At 75.8% G+C, this 17,180-nt stretch carries 15 protein-coding genes; 9 read left to right on the forward strand and 6 right to left on the reverse strand.

Annotated features, from left to right (window positions below; translation table 11 throughout):
• Positions 1-197, reverse strand: a 197-nt coding sequence (locus tag VR45_RS25220) for an ABC transporter substrate-binding protein (RefSeq protein ID WP_045942124.1), incomplete at its 3' end; no start/stop codon positions are given.
• A gap of 132 nt (positions 198-329) precedes the next feature.
• Between VR45_RS25220 and VR45_RS25225 the strand changes: the two genes are divergently transcribed.
• Positions 330-794, forward strand: coding sequence for a MarR family transcriptional regulator (locus VR45_RS25225; protein WP_078896814.1), 465 nt, complete (start codon positions 330-332; stop codon positions 792-794).
• Between the two features lie 109 nt (positions 795-903).
• Positions 904-1,683, forward strand: a complete 780-nt coding sequence (locus VR45_RS25230; RefSeq protein WP_045942125.1) for a hypothetical protein — start codon at positions 904-906, stop codon at positions 1,681-1,683.
• 22 nt (positions 1,684-1,705) lie between these two features.
• Here the strand turns inward: VR45_RS25230 and VR45_RS25235 are convergent, their stop codons facing one another.
• A complete protein-coding gene (locus VR45_RS25235; protein WP_045942126.1) occupies positions 1,706-2,635 on the reverse strand; it encodes an oxygenase MpaB family protein in 930 nt (309 codons plus the stop codon).
• 175 nt (positions 2,636-2,810) lie between these two features.
• Here VR45_RS25235 and VR45_RS25240 point away from each other — a divergent pair, with 175 nt between their 5' ends.
• Entirely contained in the window at positions 2,811-3,212 is a 402-nt protein-coding gene (locus tag VR45_RS25240) for a YciI family protein (protein WP_045942127.1), read from the forward strand.
• A gap of 78 nt (positions 3,213-3,290) precedes the next feature.
• Here VR45_RS25240 and VR45_RS25245 read toward each other — a convergent pair whose 3' ends face one another.
• Both VR45_RS25245 and VR45_RS25250 read right to left on the reverse strand, forming a co-directional pair.
• A complete protein-coding gene (locus tag VR45_RS25245) occupies positions 3,291-3,998 on the reverse strand; it encodes a DinB family protein (protein ID WP_078896815.1) in 708 nt (235 codons plus the stop codon).
• A gap of 68 nt (positions 3,999-4,066) precedes the next feature.
• The gene (locus tag VR45_RS25250) at positions 4,067-4,525 is read right to left on the reverse strand and encodes a carboxymuconolactone decarboxylase family protein (protein ID WP_045942128.1); all 459 of its coding nucleotides are present in this window, start codon (positions 4,523-4,525) and stop codon (positions 4,067-4,069) included.
• A 185-nt stretch (positions 4,526-4,710) separates the two neighbouring features.
• Here VR45_RS25250 and VR45_RS25255 point away from each other — a divergent pair, with 185 nt between their 5' ends.
• Positions 4,711-7,872, forward strand: coding sequence for a BTAD domain-containing putative transcriptional regulator (locus VR45_RS25255; protein ID WP_045942129.1), 3,162 nt, complete (start codon positions 4,711-4,713; stop codon positions 7,870-7,872).
• Positions 7,873-7,944: 72 nt separating this feature from the next.
• Here the strand turns inward: VR45_RS25255 and VR45_RS50150 are convergent, their stop codons facing one another.
• Entirely contained in the window at positions 7,945-10,275 is a 2,331-nt protein-coding gene (locus VR45_RS50150) for a serine/threonine-protein kinase (RefSeq protein ID WP_052709356.1), read from the reverse strand.
• Between the two features lie 362 nt (positions 10,276-10,637).
• Here VR45_RS50150 and VR45_RS25265 point away from each other — a divergent pair, with 362 nt between their 5' ends.
• Both VR45_RS25265 and VR45_RS25270 read left to right on the forward strand, forming a co-directional pair.
• Complete coding sequence (locus VR45_RS25265) at positions 10,638-11,330, forward strand: HAD family hydrolase (protein ID WP_045942130.1); 693 nt, start codon at positions 10,638-10,640, stop codon at positions 11,328-11,330.
• A gap of 34 nt (positions 11,331-11,364) precedes the next feature.
• Positions 11,365-11,814: an NUDIX domain-containing protein gene (locus VR45_RS25270; protein ID WP_045942131.1), complete on the forward strand. Its 450-nt coding sequence runs from the start codon at positions 11,365-11,367 to the stop codon at positions 11,812-11,814.
• Between the two features lie 93 nt (positions 11,815-11,907).
• On the opposite strand, the gene VR45_RS25275 is transcribed toward VR45_RS25270, so the two are convergent.
• Positions 11,908-12,894 (reverse strand): aldo/keto reductase, encoded by a 987-nt coding sequence (locus VR45_RS25275; RefSeq protein ID WP_045942132.1) that lies wholly within the window; start codon positions 12,892-12,894, stop codon positions 11,908-11,910.
• A gap of 224 nt (positions 12,895-13,118) precedes the next feature.
• On the opposite strand from VR45_RS25275, the gene VR45_RS25280 reads away from it, so the two are divergent.
• From VR45_RS25280 to VR45_RS25290, 3 genes are all read left to right on the forward strand, one after another.
• On the forward strand, positions 13,119-13,802 hold the full coding sequence (locus tag VR45_RS25280; protein ID WP_052709357.1) for a hypothetical protein: 684 nt from the start codon (positions 13,119-13,121) through the stop codon (positions 13,800-13,802).
• 15 nt (positions 13,803-13,817) lie between these two features.
• Positions 13,818-15,890 carry a DNA polymerase Y family protein gene (locus VR45_RS50155; protein WP_052709358.1) on the forward strand — a complete coding sequence of 691 codons (2,073 nt, stop codon included), beginning with the start codon at positions 13,818-13,820 and terminating at the stop codon, positions 15,888-15,890.
• An 81-nt stretch (positions 15,891-15,971) separates the two neighbouring features.
• The coding region (locus VR45_RS25290; RefSeq protein ID WP_045942138.1) for a PHP domain-containing protein at positions 15,972-17,180 on the forward strand (1,209 nt) is incomplete at its 3' end.

Genomic DNA, 17,180 nt, shown 5'->3' on the forward strand with positions numbered 1-17,180 from the left:
AGTTCCAACGGCCGGCCGCGCACCCCGCCGCCGGCGTTCACCTCGTGCGCGGCCAGCAGCGCGCCGTCCAGCGCCGAGGGCCCGGTCAGGCCGAGCGGGCCGGACTGCGGCACGACCAGGCCCACCCTCAGCGCCGGTGCCTCGCGGGGGAGGTACAGCGCGTCGAGTGGCTCCAGCAGCTTCACGTCGGCGCCCATGGCTTGCGAGTATCGTCATGGCAGCCGGTCCGGCCAAGCGGGCCCGGGAAGGCCGGGCGGGCCGACCGGACCGGCCGCGGCCGGAACGACAGCTGGAACGACAGCAAGAGCGGCGGGGAGAGCGAGACGGCCATGACACCACCAGCCACCCCCGACACATCGACCCCCGGCACCGTCCCGACCGGGGGCACCGCCGCCGACGAGCCGCTGCTGATCGAGCTCCTCACCCTCGCCCAGCGCCGACTGGCCCGCGACCTGGCCTCCCGCCTGGAGGCCGAGGGCTGCACGCTGGACCAGTGGCGGGTCATGCGCTGCCTCACCGACGACGCCGGCCGCTCGATGGGCGACCTCGCCCAGGCGCTGCTCATCCCGCAGGCCAGCCTCAGCCGCCTCGTCGACGCCCTCACCGAGGCCGGCCTCGCCTACCGCCGCCAGGACGAGCAGGACCGCCGCCGGATCACCGCCCACCTCTCCCGGCGCGGCCTGATCCGCCTCGAACGCCTCGACGCCCTCGCCGCCGCCCACGACGCCGCCGTCCGCACCGCCTGCGGCACCACCGACCCGGGCCCCCTGCTGCGCCACCTCACCGAAGCCTGACCGGCCGAACTCCCGGGCGTGGCCTGTGGGGAGGGCGCTTGACGAACCGGCGGCCCGGCCTGCATCGTGCGGGGTCGAATCAGCGTTCCGTTCCCGGGGAGAATCGTTCATGCCTGCCAACCGTGCCGTCGTCGCGGCTCTCGCTGCTCTGGGCCTGGCCCTCACCGCGACGGCCTGCGACGACGCCCAGGGGTCCACCACGGCCGCCGCGTCGGGCCCGGGCTCGCCCAGCCCGACCGAACGGGTCGCCTCGATGACCGGGATGCGTCTGCTGGACAAGGGCCGCGAGGCGTTCGGCCGGGCGTCCTCGGTGCGGATGACGGGATTCGTCGTCGACGAGGACAGCGGCCGGAGGACCAACGTCCAGCTGGCCGCCGACCGGAAGGGCCAGTGCGCGGCCAAGGTCGACGCCGAGGGCAAGGGGGAGTTCGAATTCGTGCGCACCGAGGGGACGCTGCTGTACCGGCCGAGTGCCGCGCTGCTCAGCGCGCTGCGGGGCACGGAGGCCGCCGAGCGCTACCGGGACCGCTGGTTCAGGATCCCCCCGACGTCGGAGTACGCCTCCATGGCCGACCTCTGCGACCTGGCCGGGCTGCCGGCCTTCGGCGATCCGAACAGTTCGTGGAGCGCCCTGGCGGGCGAGCCGGGCACGGTGGGCGGCCGGGCGAGCATGGGTGTCCAGCTGAATTCCACGGAGGAGGGCGCCTTCACCGCCCACCTCGCGGCGGAGGGCGCCATGGTGCCGTTGCGGATGGAGGACGGGTGGAGCGAGTCCGTGGGGAAGACCATGACCTTCGACTTCACCGACTACGACGTGCCGGTCGTCCTGCCCGCCCTGCCCGCCGGGTCGGTCGTCGACGGTGACCTTCCGGCGAAGGCCGCCGCCTGACCCGCCCGGCGTGGCGGGCGCGTCAGGGCGTGTCGCCCGGACGGGGCCCCTTTCCGTCCGCTGCTGCGTGCGGGAAGGGGCAGCCGCCCGAGCGGGGTGTGTCCTCGAAGGTGCCCAGTTCGCTGATCCGGTAGCCGTACGGGTAGCCGGGGTAGCTGCGGACCTGCCAGCCGTCGCGGGCCAGGTGCGGTCGGCGGCGGGGCGGGAGCAGGCGGACGAAGCGGCCCCGCAGTCGCATCCCCGCCCGCACGGCGCGCCGCAGCGGCGCCGAGGGGGCCGGGTAGCCGAAGGCCTCGCGCAGCGGGTCGTCGAGCAGGCAGAGCGAGGAGAGCCGCATCGGGGACCGCAGCGGCGCCGGGTACCAGGAGGCCATCAGGCCGAGCGTCGAGTCGGAGACCGCCCGGCCGCCCTCGTCGAAGGCGAAGTGCTCGCGCTCGTAGTCGTCGAGCAGCCGCTCGAACTCCTCGTAGGTCTCCGGGAGGTCGACCAGGCCCATGTGCCGGCCCAGCTCGCGGTAGTAGTTGACGCTCGCCCGGATCTCGTGCGGGGAGAGCCGCCGCCAGCCGTAGTCGTCCATCCAGCGCTTGGGTGTCACCACGAACGTGGACAGCACGTAGCGGTAGTCGGCGTCGGATATGTCGTACCGGCGGTGCATCCCGTTCATCCGGCGGATCGCCTCGCGGCCCTGCGAGGAGTCGAAACCGTGCTCGACCACCGCCTCCAGGATCAGCACCGTGTCGTCGTAGCGCTTCTGCGTGCGCCGGGTGAACTCGCCGGTCCCGGCCAGCAGTCGGCCGATGCTGGGCACCGCGTAGGTGCGGTAGAGCGCGAAGCTGAGCGACTGGGTGTAGTCCCACGGGAACTCGTACCAGCTGCTGATCCGGTAGATCTCGGTGAACTCGGTCTCCGGGTCCATGTGCTGAATCTTCTTCAGCCAGTCGTATCGCTGCACGGGCCCCGACCCTAGAGTCCTGGTCAGGGCCGGGTCAACGGCACCCCCGCCGGGCCTGCCGGGGTGGTCGGGGGCCCGCGAAAGAATCTTCCCGGAATTCCGGCCGGCGATGTCGAGACCGTGCGGTCGGCTCCGACCCCTCGGTGCAGGCCCACCACGAACGAGGAGCGCGACCATGAAGTACATGCTGCTGATGCAGTTCAGCAAGAACGACGTCGACTTCCCGAAGGTCGAGGACTGGCCGCTGGAGGACGTCCGGGTCCACGTCCAGTACATGCGGGACCTGAACGCCGAGCTGGCCGGCACCGGCGAACTCGTCGACGCCCAGGGCCTGGACATGCCGGAGACCGCCCGGATCGTCCGCGCGCAGGGCGGCGGCGTGCCGGTGGTCACCGACGGGCCGTTCGCGGAGAGCAAGGAGTGGGTGGCCGGCTGGTGGATCGTGGACTGCGGCACCCAGCAGCGGGCGATCGAGGTCGCGGCCAAGGTCTCGGCCGCCCCCGGGCCGGAGGGGAAGCCGCTCGGCATGCCGGTCGAGGTGCGCCGGATCATGTCGGAGTCGCCCGTCGAGGTGTGAGCGCCGACGCGTGAACGCGGTCCGGCCGGGCCCACCACCCCCGTGGGCGGGCCCGGCCGAACCGCGTGGTGCCGGGCGTCAGAGGCGCCCGGCCGCCCCGTCCGCCGCTGCCCCGTCCGCTGCTGCGCTGTCCACCGCTGCCCCGTCCGCCGCTGCGCGCTCCGCTGCCGTCCGGGCGGCCTGCTCGACCCGGGCCCGGTGGGCGGCCCACCACGCCTCGTCGCCCGGGGCCGTGTTCTCGCCGTCCCGGCGCTGCCCGGTCGTGCCGTCGACGAGCTCCCGCACGATGTCGGCGTGTCCGGCGTGCCGCTGGGTCTCGGCGGTCATGTGGACGAGGCTGTGGTGCAGTGTCACCGCACTGCGGTCGCCCCACGGCACCCGGCCGACGGCGTCCAGCGGCAGCGCGGCGATGGTCTCGTCCGCGTGCGCGCAGGCCGCGCGGTACTGGCCGACGATCAACTCCCGGCTCTCGTCGGGGGTCGCCCAGAAGTCCGCGTTCGGTTCGGCGTCCCCGGTGATCCACGGTCGGGGTGCCTCGAAGGGCCGCCCGAAGGTCTCCCCGAAGTAGAGGGCCTCCGCCGCCGTCGCGTGTTTGACCAGCCCCAGCAGATTGGTCCCGGTCGGTGTCAGCGGGCGGCGGACGTCGTACTCGGACAGCCCCTCCAGCTTCCACAGCAGGGCGTCCCTGGCGTCCTGCAGATAGGTCCGCAGGTCCTTCTTGAACGCCGCCGGTCCGGAGGAGGTCCCGGGAGGGTCGGTCTCGGTCTCGGTCTTGGTCTCGGTCATGGCGGCCAGTCTTCCGCCGCGGCCCGGTCCGTTTCACCGGATTTTCCGGCGGCGGGACCGGGTCGCCCTCACTGCGCCCCGACGGGCAGCAGGCCGCGCTCGCCGAAGACCTTCTTGGCGACGAACGTGGCGTTCAGGGCCTTCGGGAAGCCGCAGTAGGCGGCGGAGTGCAGCAGCACCTCGGTGATCTCGGCGGGCGTGAGGCCGACATTGAGGGCGGCATTGAGGTGGACCTCAAGCTGCGGTTCGCAGCCGCCGAGCGCGGTGAGCATGCCCAGGGTCACCAGCTGCCGGTCGCGGGGCTCCAGCCCGGGGCGGCTGTAGATCTCGCCGAAGCCCCAGGCGACGATCTGGTGGGCGAGTTCGGGGTGCACGTCGGCGAGCGCGTCGACCACCCGCTGCCCGGCCTCGCCGTCGACGGCGGTGAGGACGGCGAGTCCCCGGTCGAACCGCTCCTGCCTGGTGCCGACGGTCTCGGTGCTGCTGCTGTCGCTGCCGTCGCTGCCGTCGGTGTCGTGGGTGCTCATGGGGGGCTCCGTTCCCTGGTCGTCCTCGGTGTGCGGTGCTGCCGACCGTACGACTTGGAGTGCACTCAAGGTCAACCATCCACGCCGCCGCCGCGGGCCGGCGGGTTCCGCCGATCTGAGCAGGGCGAATGCCGATGGTTATCATGCGGACGGGGGAGTCGTTCCGGTGTGGGGGGAGTCGGTAGGTGGGCCAGGACGGGTGGTCCGGCGGGCTGCGGTTCGAGGTGCTCGGACCGGTGCGCGCTCTGCGGGACGGGGAAGAGCTGCCGCTCGGTTCGCCGCAGCAGCAGGGGCTGCTGCTGTCCCTGCTGTTCCGGTCGGGCCGGCAGGTGTCGGGCGGCCAGCTGATCGACGACCTGTGGGGCGACGAGCCGCCGGCCAGCGCCCACGGCGTCATCCGGACGTATGTGCACCGGCTGCGCCGGATCCTCGGGCCGGACGTGCTGACCTCGCTCGGCGGCGGCTACCTGCTCGTGGCCGACCACGACGGCCTCGACACCGCCCGGTGCGAGGCCCTGGCGGCCCGGGCGCGGATGCTGCGCGCCGACGGGCGGCCCGCCGAGGCCGCCACCGCCCTGCGGGCAGCGCTGGCGCTCTGGCGGGGCGAACCGATGTCGGGGGTGCCCGGGCCCTATGTGCAGCGTCGGCGCCGGGAGTGGGAGGAACGGCGGCTCGCCGTCCTGGAGGCACGCCTGGAGGCCGAGGCGGAGGCCGGGACGGAGGCCGGGGCCGCGCGCGGTGGCGAGGGCGGCCGGTGGACCGGGTCGGTCGCCGAACTGACGGCCCTGGTCGAGGAGCACCCGCTGCGCGAGCGCCTCTCCGAACTGCTGATGCTCGCGCTGTACCGCTCCGGACGGCAGGCGGACGCGCTGGAGGCGTACCGCGCGGCGGACCGCCGGCTGCGCACCGAGCTGGGCGTCGAGCCCGGCCCGGGCCTGCGCGAGCTGCACGGGCGGATCCTCGCGGCGGACCGGACGCTCACGGCGCCCGCCGTCCGGGAGGTCGCCGCCCGGGAGGTCGCGCCGACGCTCCCGGGGGAGGCCGCCGGGGCGGACCCGGCCACTCTGCTCGTTCCCGACCAACTCCCGGCGGCCGTGGCCGACTTCACCGGGCGAGCGGCGGAGGCCGAAGCGCTGCGGGCCGCCCTGCGGGAGCCGGGCTGCGTGCCCGTGGCGGCGGTCGCGGGCATGGGCGGGGTCGGCAAGACCGCGCTCGCCGTGCAGGTCGCGCACGACCTCGCCGGGGAGTTCCCGGACGGCCGGCTCCATCTCGACCTGCACGGCACCGACGGCCGCCCGACCCGGCCCGAGGAGGCGTTGGCGGTCTTCCTGCGCTCGTTCGGCGTGGTCGGCGGGGCGATCCCGACCGGCCTGGCCGAACGTGCCGCCCGCTACCGCTCGTTGCTGTCCGGGCGGCGGGTCCTGGTGCTGCTCGACAACGCGCGCGACGCGGAACAGGTCAGGCCGCTGCTGCCGGGCAGTCCGGGCTGCGCCGTCCTGGTCACCGGCCGGACCCGGATCGGGGCGCTGCCCAACGCCCGCTTCACCGAACTGGCGGTGCTGTCCGCCGGCGAGGCCGTCACCCTGCTGACCCGGATGGTGGGCGGCGAGCGGGTCGCGGCCGAGCCCGAGGCGGCCTGCGAACTCGTCCGGCTCTGCGGGCAGTTGCCGCTGGCGGTGCGGATCCTCGCGGCCCGCCTGGCCTGTCGGCCGGGCTGGAGCATCGCCCGGCTGGTGGAGCAACTCGGCGGCGACCGCTACCGCTTGGACGCGCTGCGGGCCGGGGACCTCGCCGTGGAGTCCTCGTTCCGGTTCGGCTTCGACCAGCTGGATGCCGAACAGGCGCGCGCGTTCCGGCTGTTGGCGGTGCCTGAGGTGCCGGACCTGTCGTCCGGGGAGGTGGCCGCGGTGCTGGACCGGCCGGCGGCCGTCGCCGAGGAGCTCGCCGAGTCCCTGGTGGACTGTTCGATGCTGGAGGTCGCGGCGAACCCGGACCGCTACCGCTACCACGACCTGCTGCGGGCGTTCGCCCAGCGGCTCGGTCGCGGGGACGGCGCCGGGGCGCAGGAGCAGGCGGGGGCGGAGGCAGAGGCGGAGCGGGTGGGTGTGCTGACCCGGCTGGTGGACCACCACCACGCGAGGGTGACGGCCGGCCCCGGTGCCCCGGCGGCCCACGGCGGGGCCCACCCGGTCGCCGGCAGGGGCCACGCGGCCGCCGGCGGGGACTACGTGGCCGTCGGCGCGCTGGTGGGCCAGTGCGCGAAGCTCCCGCGCCCGGCCGCCGGGGTGGTGGCGCCGGCGCTCGACCGCCTCGCCGAACTCCTCCTGGGCGTCTGTCTGTCGGCGGATTCCGGCCGCGCCACCCGGCCGCTCGGACACGCCGCCAACGCCCTCCTGCGCTCGGCCCTGGAGCAGGGCGACCGCACCGCCGAGGCCCGGGCCAGGCTGGTGCTCGGCCGGTTGCTGACCGAGGTCGGCTCCGCGTCCTCGGCGCTCTCCGAACTGCTCCGGGCCCGCGACCTGTGCACCGCGCACGGGCTGCCGGAGCCGCTGCTCGCCCTCGCGCACGGCTCGCTCGCGGCCTGCTTCGTCCACCTCGGCCGCGCGGAGGAGGCGGTGGCCGGCTTCTCGGCGGCGGTCGCCGTCCGGGAGCGGTCCGGGGACCGGCGGGCGCTGGCCGCCGAACTGCTCGATCTGGCCGGGGCGTTCGCCGGGCAGGGGCGCTACGACGCGGCGGGCCGGGTGATCGACCAATCGTTGCTGGTGAGTCATGAACTGGCCGACCACGCCTTGGAGGCCCGGGCCCGGGAGGCGCTCGGATCGATCGCCCACGACCTCGGCCGGCACGACGGGGCGGTCTCCCACCGGCGGGCCGCGCTCGCCCTGACCGACCCGGCCGACCACCGGCGCACCGGCCGGATCCTGTTGCGGCTGGTCGAGTCGCTGCGCGCGGCCGGGCGCGGCCCGGAGGCGGTCGAGGCGGCGGAACGCGCGGTCGAGGCGCTGACCCTCGACGGTGACCACCGGGGTCGCGGCCTGGCCCTGGCCGCACTCGGCGACGCGCTGGCCGACGGTCCGGCGGCGGTCGGTGACCCGGCGGCGGCCGGTGGTCCGGGGGCCACCGGCTCCCCGGCTGCGGTCGAGGGTTCGGAGGCCGGCGCGTCGCCGGAGGCCGACGGTCCGGTGCCGGCCGATGTCAGGGCGCGGGCCCGGGCCTGCTGGGCCGAGGCGCACGACATCCTGGCCCCGATCGGCTCGCCCGAGGCCGAACGCCTGGTGCCCCTGCTCGGCCAGGGCCACCCGGTCGGGCTGCCCCGGCGGCCCTGGCCCTCCTGGCTCCCGGCCTGAGCCCTCGGGCCAGGGAGCCAGGGCAGTCAGGAGGGTCAGGGAGGTCAGGAGGGCCAGGGCCGCCGAGGGTTGTCAGGCTGCGGTGACCGTCCAGATCTGGTCGGCGGAGGCCTCACAGGAACGGAGCGTGGCAGGCGCGTTCGGACCGGCGGCGGACAGACAGCGCAGCGCGTCCCCCCGGACGCCCAGCAGATAGCCGCCGGACACCGGGATGAACGTCCAGGCCTGGTTCGTCCGGTTGGGCACCGGCTGCGACAGCCTGGTCCGGGAACCGCTCTCCTCCAGGTCCAGGACCTTGGTGTACTGGCTGGCGCCGTTGAACAGGGAGTACCCGCCCCCGGCCCGCGTGGTCAACTGCCACACGCCGCCGGGGCCGCCGTCGTCCGGGGCCACCACCACCGGGTTGCCGTCCCGGTCGAGGGACCCCTGGTCGTAGAGCGCGGCCCCGGCGTTGGACACCCGGGCGCGCGCGGGCAGCGGGCCGGACGGCTGGGTCGGCGGCTTGATCGGCGGATCGGTCGGGGTGGTCCCGGGCGGCGGGGGCGGGGGCGGGCCCGCGGTGTACGCCGGGGGCGTGTACACCGGGGCGGGCGGCAACGAGGACGTCGCGTACACCGGGGGGACGGTCCGGCGCGGCGGCGTGGCGGTGTAGGCCGGGTCGCCCGGCGGCGGGGCGGCCGTGTAGACGGGGTCGGACGGTGTCGACCGGCCGCTCGGGCGGGTTGGTGGCGGCGGTACCGGGTGCGCCCGGTCCGCCCGCCGAGCCCGGGGCCTGGGGAGCGGCGGGGCCGCCGGGTGCTCCGGGGGCCGCACCGGAGGCGTTCGGCGCGGTGTCCTGGGCCGCGGGACCGCCCGTCGACCCGGTCGCCGGGCCCCCGGCGCCGCCGACGGCTCCGGCACCCGCTCCGGCACCCGATCCGCCCGCTGCCCCGCCCACCGCTCCGGCGCCGACACCGGCCCCGGTCTCGGGGAGCGGGGCGCCCGGCGTGCCGGGCGGGAGGGAGGCGGCGGGCGAAGGGGCGGCGGGGGAGGGCGAGGCCGCGCCCGGGTCGGCCGAGGCCGCCGGCGGCAGATCCGCCCGGACGGGGTCGCCGCCGCCCCCGCCACGACGGCAGCCGGCTTCCCGTCCTGGTGCAGTACGACGGCCGTGCCGGCGGTGACGGCGCAGCACAGCACGGCCGCGCTCGTCACGAGCAGGGTCCGGCGGCGGCTGCCGAAGAGCGCCGTCCGCCATCCGGCCGCGTGCTTCGGCGGGGCGACGGTCTCGACCAGGAGCAGCTCGCGCGCCGCGGTCCCGAGCGGATGGGACCCGGTCCCGACCAGGAGCGACCCGGTGCCGATCGACCCGGCCGGGTCGAACACCACCCGGCCGAGCGTCGTCGTTCCGGTGCCCCTGCCGGTCCCCGTTCCGGCCCGGGCACCCGTCCCCGTTGCCGCTCCCGTTCCGGTGGACCGGAGTACCGCCGCCGCTCCGGTCAACCGGACCGCGGCCGCTCCGGCCGCCGCGCCGCCCAGGGTTCCGGTGGGCGGCGGACCCGCGACCGGTTCCCCGGCCAGTGCCGCCCGGACGGCCGAGGCCATCGCGGCGGCGTCCGGCCAGCGCAGGGCCGGATCCTTCGCCATGGCCCCCTCGACCACGGCCCGGACCGGGGCCGGGACGTCCGCCGGCAGTGGCGGCACCGGGTCGGTCAGGTGCTTGAGGATCAGTTCGAGGGCGGTCTCGCCCTCGAACGGAAGCCGCCCGGTCAGGCACTCGTAGAGGACGACCCCGAGCGCGTACAGGTCCGCCGAGGCGGTGACCGTGCCGGTGGAGGCCTGTTCCGGCGCCTGGTAGGCGGCGGTGCCGAGCACCATCCCGGGCACGGTGAGCCGGGCGTCGCAGCCGGGGCGGGCGATGCCGAAGTCGGTGATGACCACGTGGCCGTCCCGGACCATCAGGTTGGCCGGCTTGATGTCCCGGTGGACGATGCCGGCCTCGTGCGCCGCCTGCAGCGCGGCCAGCACCTCCAGTGCCAGGCCCAGGGTCTCCAGGACGGTCAGCGGGCCGCGCCGCTCCAGCACCGTGCTCAGCGGCTCGCCGGTGATCAGTTCCATGACCAGGTAGGCGACCGGGCGGGTGGGGGGAGCCGTCGGCGCACCCCAGGACGGCACGTCCTCGGCCGTCCGGCCGGGGCCGAAGTCGTGCACGCCGACGATGCCGGGGTGCCGCAACCGGGCCATCACCCGGGCCTCGTCGTGGAACCGCTCCGCGAAGCCGGGCTCGTCCAGCAGCGCGGGCTTCAGGATCTTGACAGCCACCCGGCGGTCGAGCACCTGGTCCTCGGCGAGCCAGACATCGCCCATCGAGCCGCCGCCGAGCCATTCGCCCAGCCGGTAGCGGTCACCGAGTGTGGTGCCACGCATGATTCTCCTCGACCTCGTTCCGTCGTCGCGTCCGCCGCCAGGGGGCCCGGGGTCGGGCCTCGGTCGCGCCGACCGACCCTGCCAGTCGGGAATAAACACCGACTTGGCGTGGGCACCGAAAGTTCCCTTTCGGGATACCCCGACGGCCCGTCAACGCCTCCGTGGACGGACGATGGCCACCCTATGCGTGGCGCTCTGTCGACATGTCACCAGGGCGAGGTCCCGGGCGGACGTGAGGCGGACGTGCGGCGGACACGAGGCGGACACGAGGGGCCGCCCGGCGGGCCGGAAAATCCGAGGCGGGCGGGTGCGGTTCCGATTAGGGTCGCGGACGACCGGTCAGGTGATCCTCGGGGGCTTCGATGCAGCGCAACGGACAGGTACTCGTCTTCGACGCGGACGACACGCTGTGGGAGAACAACGTGCTGTTCGAGCGCGTCATCCACGACTACCTGGACTGGCTCCGGCACCCCACGCTCGACCGGGCCCAGCTGCGGGCCGCGCTCGACGACGTCCAGCGGGCCAACGCCGTCACCCACGGGTACGGCAGCCGGATGCTGCTGCGCAGTCTCGGCGACTGCGTCGAGAAGCTGCGCGGCAGGCCCGCCACCGGCCAGGAGCTGGCCGAGATCGAGGAGCTGGCCGCCGTCCTGGCCGACCACCGGGTGGAGCTCGTCCCGGACGTCGCCGAGACCCTCGCCGTCCTCGGCGGCCGGCACACCCTGCTGATGCTGACCAAGGGCAACCCGGAGGAGCAGCGGCGCAAGATCGACGCCTCCCGGCTGGCGCACCACTTCCGGGCGATCGAGATCGTCGAGGAGAAGGACACCGCGACCTACCGGGGCTTCGTGGCGGCGCACGGCCTCACCCCCGCCAGCAGCTGGATGATCGGCAACTCGCCGAAGTCGGACATCCTGCCGGCGCGGGCCGTGGGCATGAACGCCGTCTTCATCCCCAACGACCACACCTGGGTGCTCGAACACAGCGAGCTGGACCCGGCCGACGAGGCGGTGCTGCACCTGCGCACCTTCCGCGAGCTGCTCGACCACTTCTGATTCCGACCGTGCCCGACACCGGAGGAACCACCGGATGAACCCCGCCCCGACCGGACGCCCCGCCGAACGGGCGCTCACCGCCCCCACGGTGTCCTGCGTCTTCGTCTGCCACGACGGCAACGGCCGCATCCTGCTGGCCCGGCGCAGCGCCGGCGCCCGGGACGAGCCGGGCACCTGGGACACCGGGGCGGGGGCCCTGGAGCACGGCGAGTCCTTCGAGTCGGCCGTGCGGCGCGAGGTCCTGGAGGAGTACGGCACCGAGGCCCTGACGGTCGAGACCCTGGGCGTGCGCAACATCCTGCGCGGCGACCCGGTCTCGCACTGGGTCGCGGTCCTGTTCGCCGTCGAGGTGGACCCCGCGCGGGTCGTCATCGGCGAGCCGCACAAGTTCGACGCCCTCGACTGGTTCGCCCCGGACGACCTGCCCGAGCCCCGGCACTCCCAACTCGCGGAGACCCTCGCCCATTTCGCGGCCGCCCGCTGACCGGGGGCCGGTGACCGGCCGCCCGCCGACCGGCCGCCCGCTGACCGGGGGCCGCCGACCGAGGGTCCGGGGCCCGGCTCTTCGAAGGGTCGGTCAGTTGTTGACGAAGGTGAGGCTGGCCGCGTCGTAGCGGGTGCCCGCGACCTGCCCGGCCGGTGCGGCGGCCTCGATGGCGGCGAGGTCCTCGGGGGACAGTTCGACGCCCAGGGCCGCGAGGTTCTCCTCCAGGTAGCGCTGCCGCCGGGTGCCGGGGATCGGCACCACGTCCTCGCCCCGGTGCTGCACCCAGGCCAGCGCGAGCTGGCCGGTGGTGACCCCCTTCGCCGAGGCCAGTTCCTCCAGCTTCGCGACGATCGCCAGGTTCCGTTCGAGGTTGCCGTCGGTGAAGCGGGGCTGGCTGCGCCGTACATCGGTCTCGGCGAGCCCCTCCACCGAGCTGTACCGGCCGGTCAGGAAGCCGCGCCCGAGCGGGGAGAACGGGACCAGGCCGATGCCGAGTTCGCGGCAGAGCGGGGCGGTCTCCGCCTCCAGGTCGCGGGTCCACAGCGACCACTCGCTCTGCAGCGCGGCGATCGGGTGCACCGCGTGCGCCCGCCGGACGGTGTGCGCGGCCGCCTCCGACAGCCCGAGGTGGCGCACCTTCCCGGCCCGCACCAGCTCGGCCATGGCGCCGACGGTCTCCTCGATCGGTACCCGCGGATCGACCCGGTGCTGGTAGTAGAGGTCGATGTGGTCGACCCCGAGCCGGCGCAGCGAGGCCTCGCACGCCTGCCGCACATAGGCGGCGTCGCCGCGGATCAGGGTGGGCTCGCCCAGACGGTTGGCGAAGCCGAACTTGGTGGCGATCACCACCTCGTCGCGCCGCCCGGCGACGGCCCGGCCGATCAGCTCCTCGTTGTGCCCGGCGCCGTAGAAGTCGGCGGTGTCCAGCAGGGTCACCCCGAGGTCGAGCGCGCGGTGCAGCGTCGCGATCGACTGCGCGTCGTCCGAGGCGCCGTAGCCGTGGCTCATGCCCATGCACCCCAGACCCTGCGCGGAGACCGTCAGGCTGCCCAGGTTCCGGGTGGGGATGTCGGTCATGTTGCTGCCTCCTGAGCTCGGGATTCGTCTGTCCCGGACGCTAGGCGTTGGAGTGCACTCGAAGTCAACCGGACCCTTGCGGCCGGGAGTGGTCACGGAGGGTGACGGGTGGGGTGGGGGATTCGGACTTGAATCTTTGCGAACAGATGTTCGATCCTGGGGGTGTGCCCGTTATCGAATCTGTTTTCGAATCCATCGTCGAGCGGCAGCCCTCGCTCCGACCGGTGGCGTCGCCCGCCGCCCCCGGGCGGGGGCTGCTGCCGGTGGTCCCCGCCCTGCGCGGGGTGCTGCCGGAGGGCGGGCTGAGGCGGGGGACGGCGGTGTCGGTGGCCGGCGGGGATGCCGGGCTGCTGCTGGCGCTGGCCGCCGGGGTGCGGGAGACCGACGGCGGATGGGCGGCGGCGGTCGGGCTGCCCGACCTCGGACTGGCCGCGGCCGCCGGGTACGGGCTGGACCTGCGACGGCTGCTGGTGGCCGACGATCCCGGCCCGCACTGGGCCGAGGTGGTGTCGGTGCTGGCCGGTGCCGTCGAACTGATCATGCTGCGCCCGGACGGCCCGGTCCCGCCGAACCTGGCCGCCCGCCTGGCCGCCGTCCTGCGGCGCAGCGGCTGCGTGCTGCTGGTGGCCGGGCCGTGGCCGGGGGCCGGACTGCGGCTGGGGGTGCGGTCCGGGCGCTGGTTCGGGCTGGGGGACGGGCACGGGCAGCTCACCGGACGGCAGGTGGAGGTGGTGGCCGAGGGGCGCGGCTCGGCGGTGCGCGGACGGGCGGCCAGGCTCTGGCTGCCGGACGCGCACGGCGCGGTGCGGGCCGTGGAGGAGACGGTCGGCGCGGGGACGGTGGACATGGTGGGGGAGGACGCGGTGGCGGGGCCCGGGACGGGTCTCGACCGCATGGCGGTGGTGTGAGATGAGTGGTGCGAGGTGACCGGCGGAGAGGTCGCCGGCTTCACCGGGGCGAGTGGCGCGGTCACCCCCCGGGTGCTGGTGGTGTGGTGTCCGGACTGGCCGGTGGTGGCCGTCGAACGTCCGGGGGAGGACCGGGACGCCCCGGTGGCGGTGGTCGAGGGCGGCCGGGTGCTGGCCTGTTCGGCGGCGGCCCGGGCGGCCGGGGTGCGGCAGGGGCAGCGGCTCAAGCTGGCCCAGCGGCTCTGCCCGGCGCTGGAGCTGCGGGACAGGGACCCGGAGGCGGAGGCCCGGCGGTTCGAACCGGTGGCCGCCGCGGTGGAGGCGTTCACCCCTCGGGTGGAGGTGCTGCGCCCGGGGCTGTGCGCGATCCCGGTGAAGGGGCCGGCCCGCTACTTCGGCGGGGAGGAGGCCCTGGCGGCGAAGGTCCGGGCGGCGGTCACGGCTGCCCTGGCGGTGTCGGCGGAGGTGGTTGCGGAGGCGGTCGCGGAGGTCGTGACGGCGGAGGTCGTGACGGCGGCGGTCGTCGGGCCCCAGGAGCAGCCGGCGGACGCGGAGGTGGAGGTGGAGGCGAACGCGGCGAGGGGCCGTGACGGCCTGGCCGAGGTCGTTCCCCTGCGTCCGGCCGCCCCTGCCGCTCCCGCGCACCCCGCCGCTCCCGCGCACCCCGCCGATGCCGAGCGGGCCGGGGCCCGGCGGCGGACGGCCGGGGTGGAGGAGCTGTTCTCCGCCGCGCCGCCCGCCCGGGACGGCGCCCGGGGCGGTTTCGCGCGCCCACCCGCCTATCCGTCGGCGCCCCCGTCGCAACCGGCGCCCGGAGCGCCTGGAACACCCGGAGCACCCGGAGCGCCTGCGGCTCCCGAGGTCGTGCCGCCCCTCGGCCTGGTCGGGGTGGCCGACGGCCTGTTCGCCGCCGTGCTCGCCGCCCGGGCCGGGGTGCTGGTCCCCGCCGGGCGGACGGCGGAGTTCCTCGCGCCCTACCCGGTGACCGCGCTCGGTGACGCCGGGCTGGCCGAACTGCTGGACCGGCTGGGCCTGCCCACGGTCGGGGCGTTCGCCGCGCTGCCCGCCGAGTCGGTGGCCGACCGCTTCGGCCCGACCGGTACGACGGCGCACCGGCTGGCCCGGGGTCTGCAGCCGCGCCCGCTGGCGCCGCGCACCGAGGGGCCGGACCTCTCCGTCGAGCAGCGCTTCGATCCGCCCGAGCCGCTCGCCGAACCGCTGGTGTTCGTCGCCCGGACCCTGGCCGAGCGGCTGCACCAGCAACTCGCCGGGGCGGGGCTGACCTGCCAGCGGGTCGCCGTCGAGGTGGTGTGTGCCGACGGCCGGACGGTCGCCCGGCTCTGGCGGCACGAGGGCCGGCTCTCGGCGACGGCGCTCGCCGAACGGGTCCGCTGGCAGCTCCAGGCCTGGCAGAGCACCGGCACGTTCGACCGCGCCGGGGAGAGCCGCCCCGAGCGGGGCCGCGCCGAGGAGAGCCACCCCGGGGACGACCACCCCGGGGCGGGCCCCGAGCCGGGCGGCTTCACCGCGCTGCGCCTCGTCCCCGACGACCTCACCCCCGACCAGGGTCGCCAACTCGCCCTCTGGGGGCAGGCGGTGGCCGACGACCGGGTGGAGCGCGCGGTGGCCCGGGTGCAGGCGGTGCTCGGGCATGCCGGACTGCGCCGGATCGAGCCGGCCGGCGGACGGGGGCCGGACGACCAGGTGGTCCGGGTGCCGTGGGGCGAGCCGTACGACCCGGCGGTGCCCACCGACGCGCCGTGGCCGGGCCGGGTCGGCGGGCTGCGGGACGTCTGGCCGTCCGTCGTGCACCGGGTCCCGGTGCCGGCGACGGTCCTGGACGCGGACGGGCGGGCGGTGACGGTGGACGGCCGGGCGGGGGTGTCGGCCCGGCCGGCCATCGTGGCGGTGCGCGGGCGGGAACTGCCGGTGGAGGGCTGGACCGGGCCCTGGCCGGCGGTCGAGTACTGGTGGGACCAGGCCCGGGCCCGCCGCCGGGCCCGGTTCCAGGTGACGGTGGCGGACGGGCGGGCGCTGCTGCTCACGGTGGAGGGGGGCGCCTGGTTCGTGGAGGCCGGGTACGACTGACGGCCCGGACGACGCGGGCCGTCCGAGCGGGGCCGAGCGGGGGGACCGGAGAACGAACGAGAGATCGAAGGCACCACCCCGATGGGATTCACCAGCCATCCCTCCGTCCCCTGGAGCGAGTTGCACCGGCGCATGACCGCCGGTGCCGGCGGCGCTGTCGTGCCGCTGCGCCCGGGCCCGACCGCGAAGGCCGCCGGCCCCGCCGCTCCCGACCGCCCCGCCGAGCCGGCCGCCTCCGCCGGGCCCGCCTGGGCCGAGCTGCACGTCCACTCCGCCTTCAGCTTCCTGGACGGCGCCAGCGACCCCGAGGCGCTGGTCGCCGAGGCCGCCCGACTGGAGGTCGAGGCACTCGCGCTCACCGACCACGACGGCCTCTACGGCGTGGTCAGGTTCGCCGAGGCGGCTCGGGGCACGGGTGTGGCGACCGTCTTCGGCGCGGAATTGACGATCCGTCAGGACATGGGCGACGGGGTCGAGCACCTGCTAGTACTGGCCCGCGACCCCGAGGGCTACCGCCGCCTCTCCGCCGTCATCGGTGCGGCCCAACTCGCGGGCGGGGCCAAGGGGAACCCGGTCTACGACTTCGCCGCCCTGGCCGAGGCGCACGGCGGCCACTGGGCGGTGCTCACCGGATGCCGCCTCGGCCGCGTCCCGGCCGCCCTGGCCGCGGCCACGGCCGATCACAACAGCACCCCCGCCCCCGACCCCGAGCGCCAACTCCGCACCCTCGCCGAGGCCTTCGGTCGCGACAACGTCCACGTCGAGCTGATCGACCAGTGGCTCCCCGGCGACGATCTGCGCAACGACGCTCTCGCCGCGCTCGCCGCCCGGCTGCGCCTGACCGCCGTCGCCTCCACCAACGCCCACCACGCGAGCCCCGCCCAGGGCCGCCTGGCCCAGGGTCTGGCCGCCCTGCACGACCGCCGCACCCTCGCCGGGGCGGCGGGCTGGACGCGGGCCGCCGGCACCGCCCACCTGCGCTCCGGTCGTGAGATGGCGGCCCGGCTGGCCCGCTTCCCCGGTGTCCGGGAGGCGACCGTGGACCTCGCCCGCGCCTGCGCCTTCGACTTCGCGACCCTGGACCCGGGGCTGCCCGGTTACCCCGTCCCGCCCGGCCGGACCGAGATCGGCCATCTCCGCGCGCTGGTCGCCGAGGGCGGCCCGACCCGGTTCGGACCGGCGAACGGTCCGGCCCGCCGCCAACTCGCCCGCGAGCTGGACGTCATCGAGGACCTCGACCTGGCCGGCTACTTCCTGATCGTCCACGACATCGTCGACTTCTGCCGCCGC

Source organism: Streptomyces sp. NRRL S-495 (assembly GCF_000966955.1).
Lineage (GTDB): Bacteria > Actinomycetota > Actinomycetes > Streptomycetales > Streptomycetaceae > Kitasatospora > Kitasatospora purpeofusca.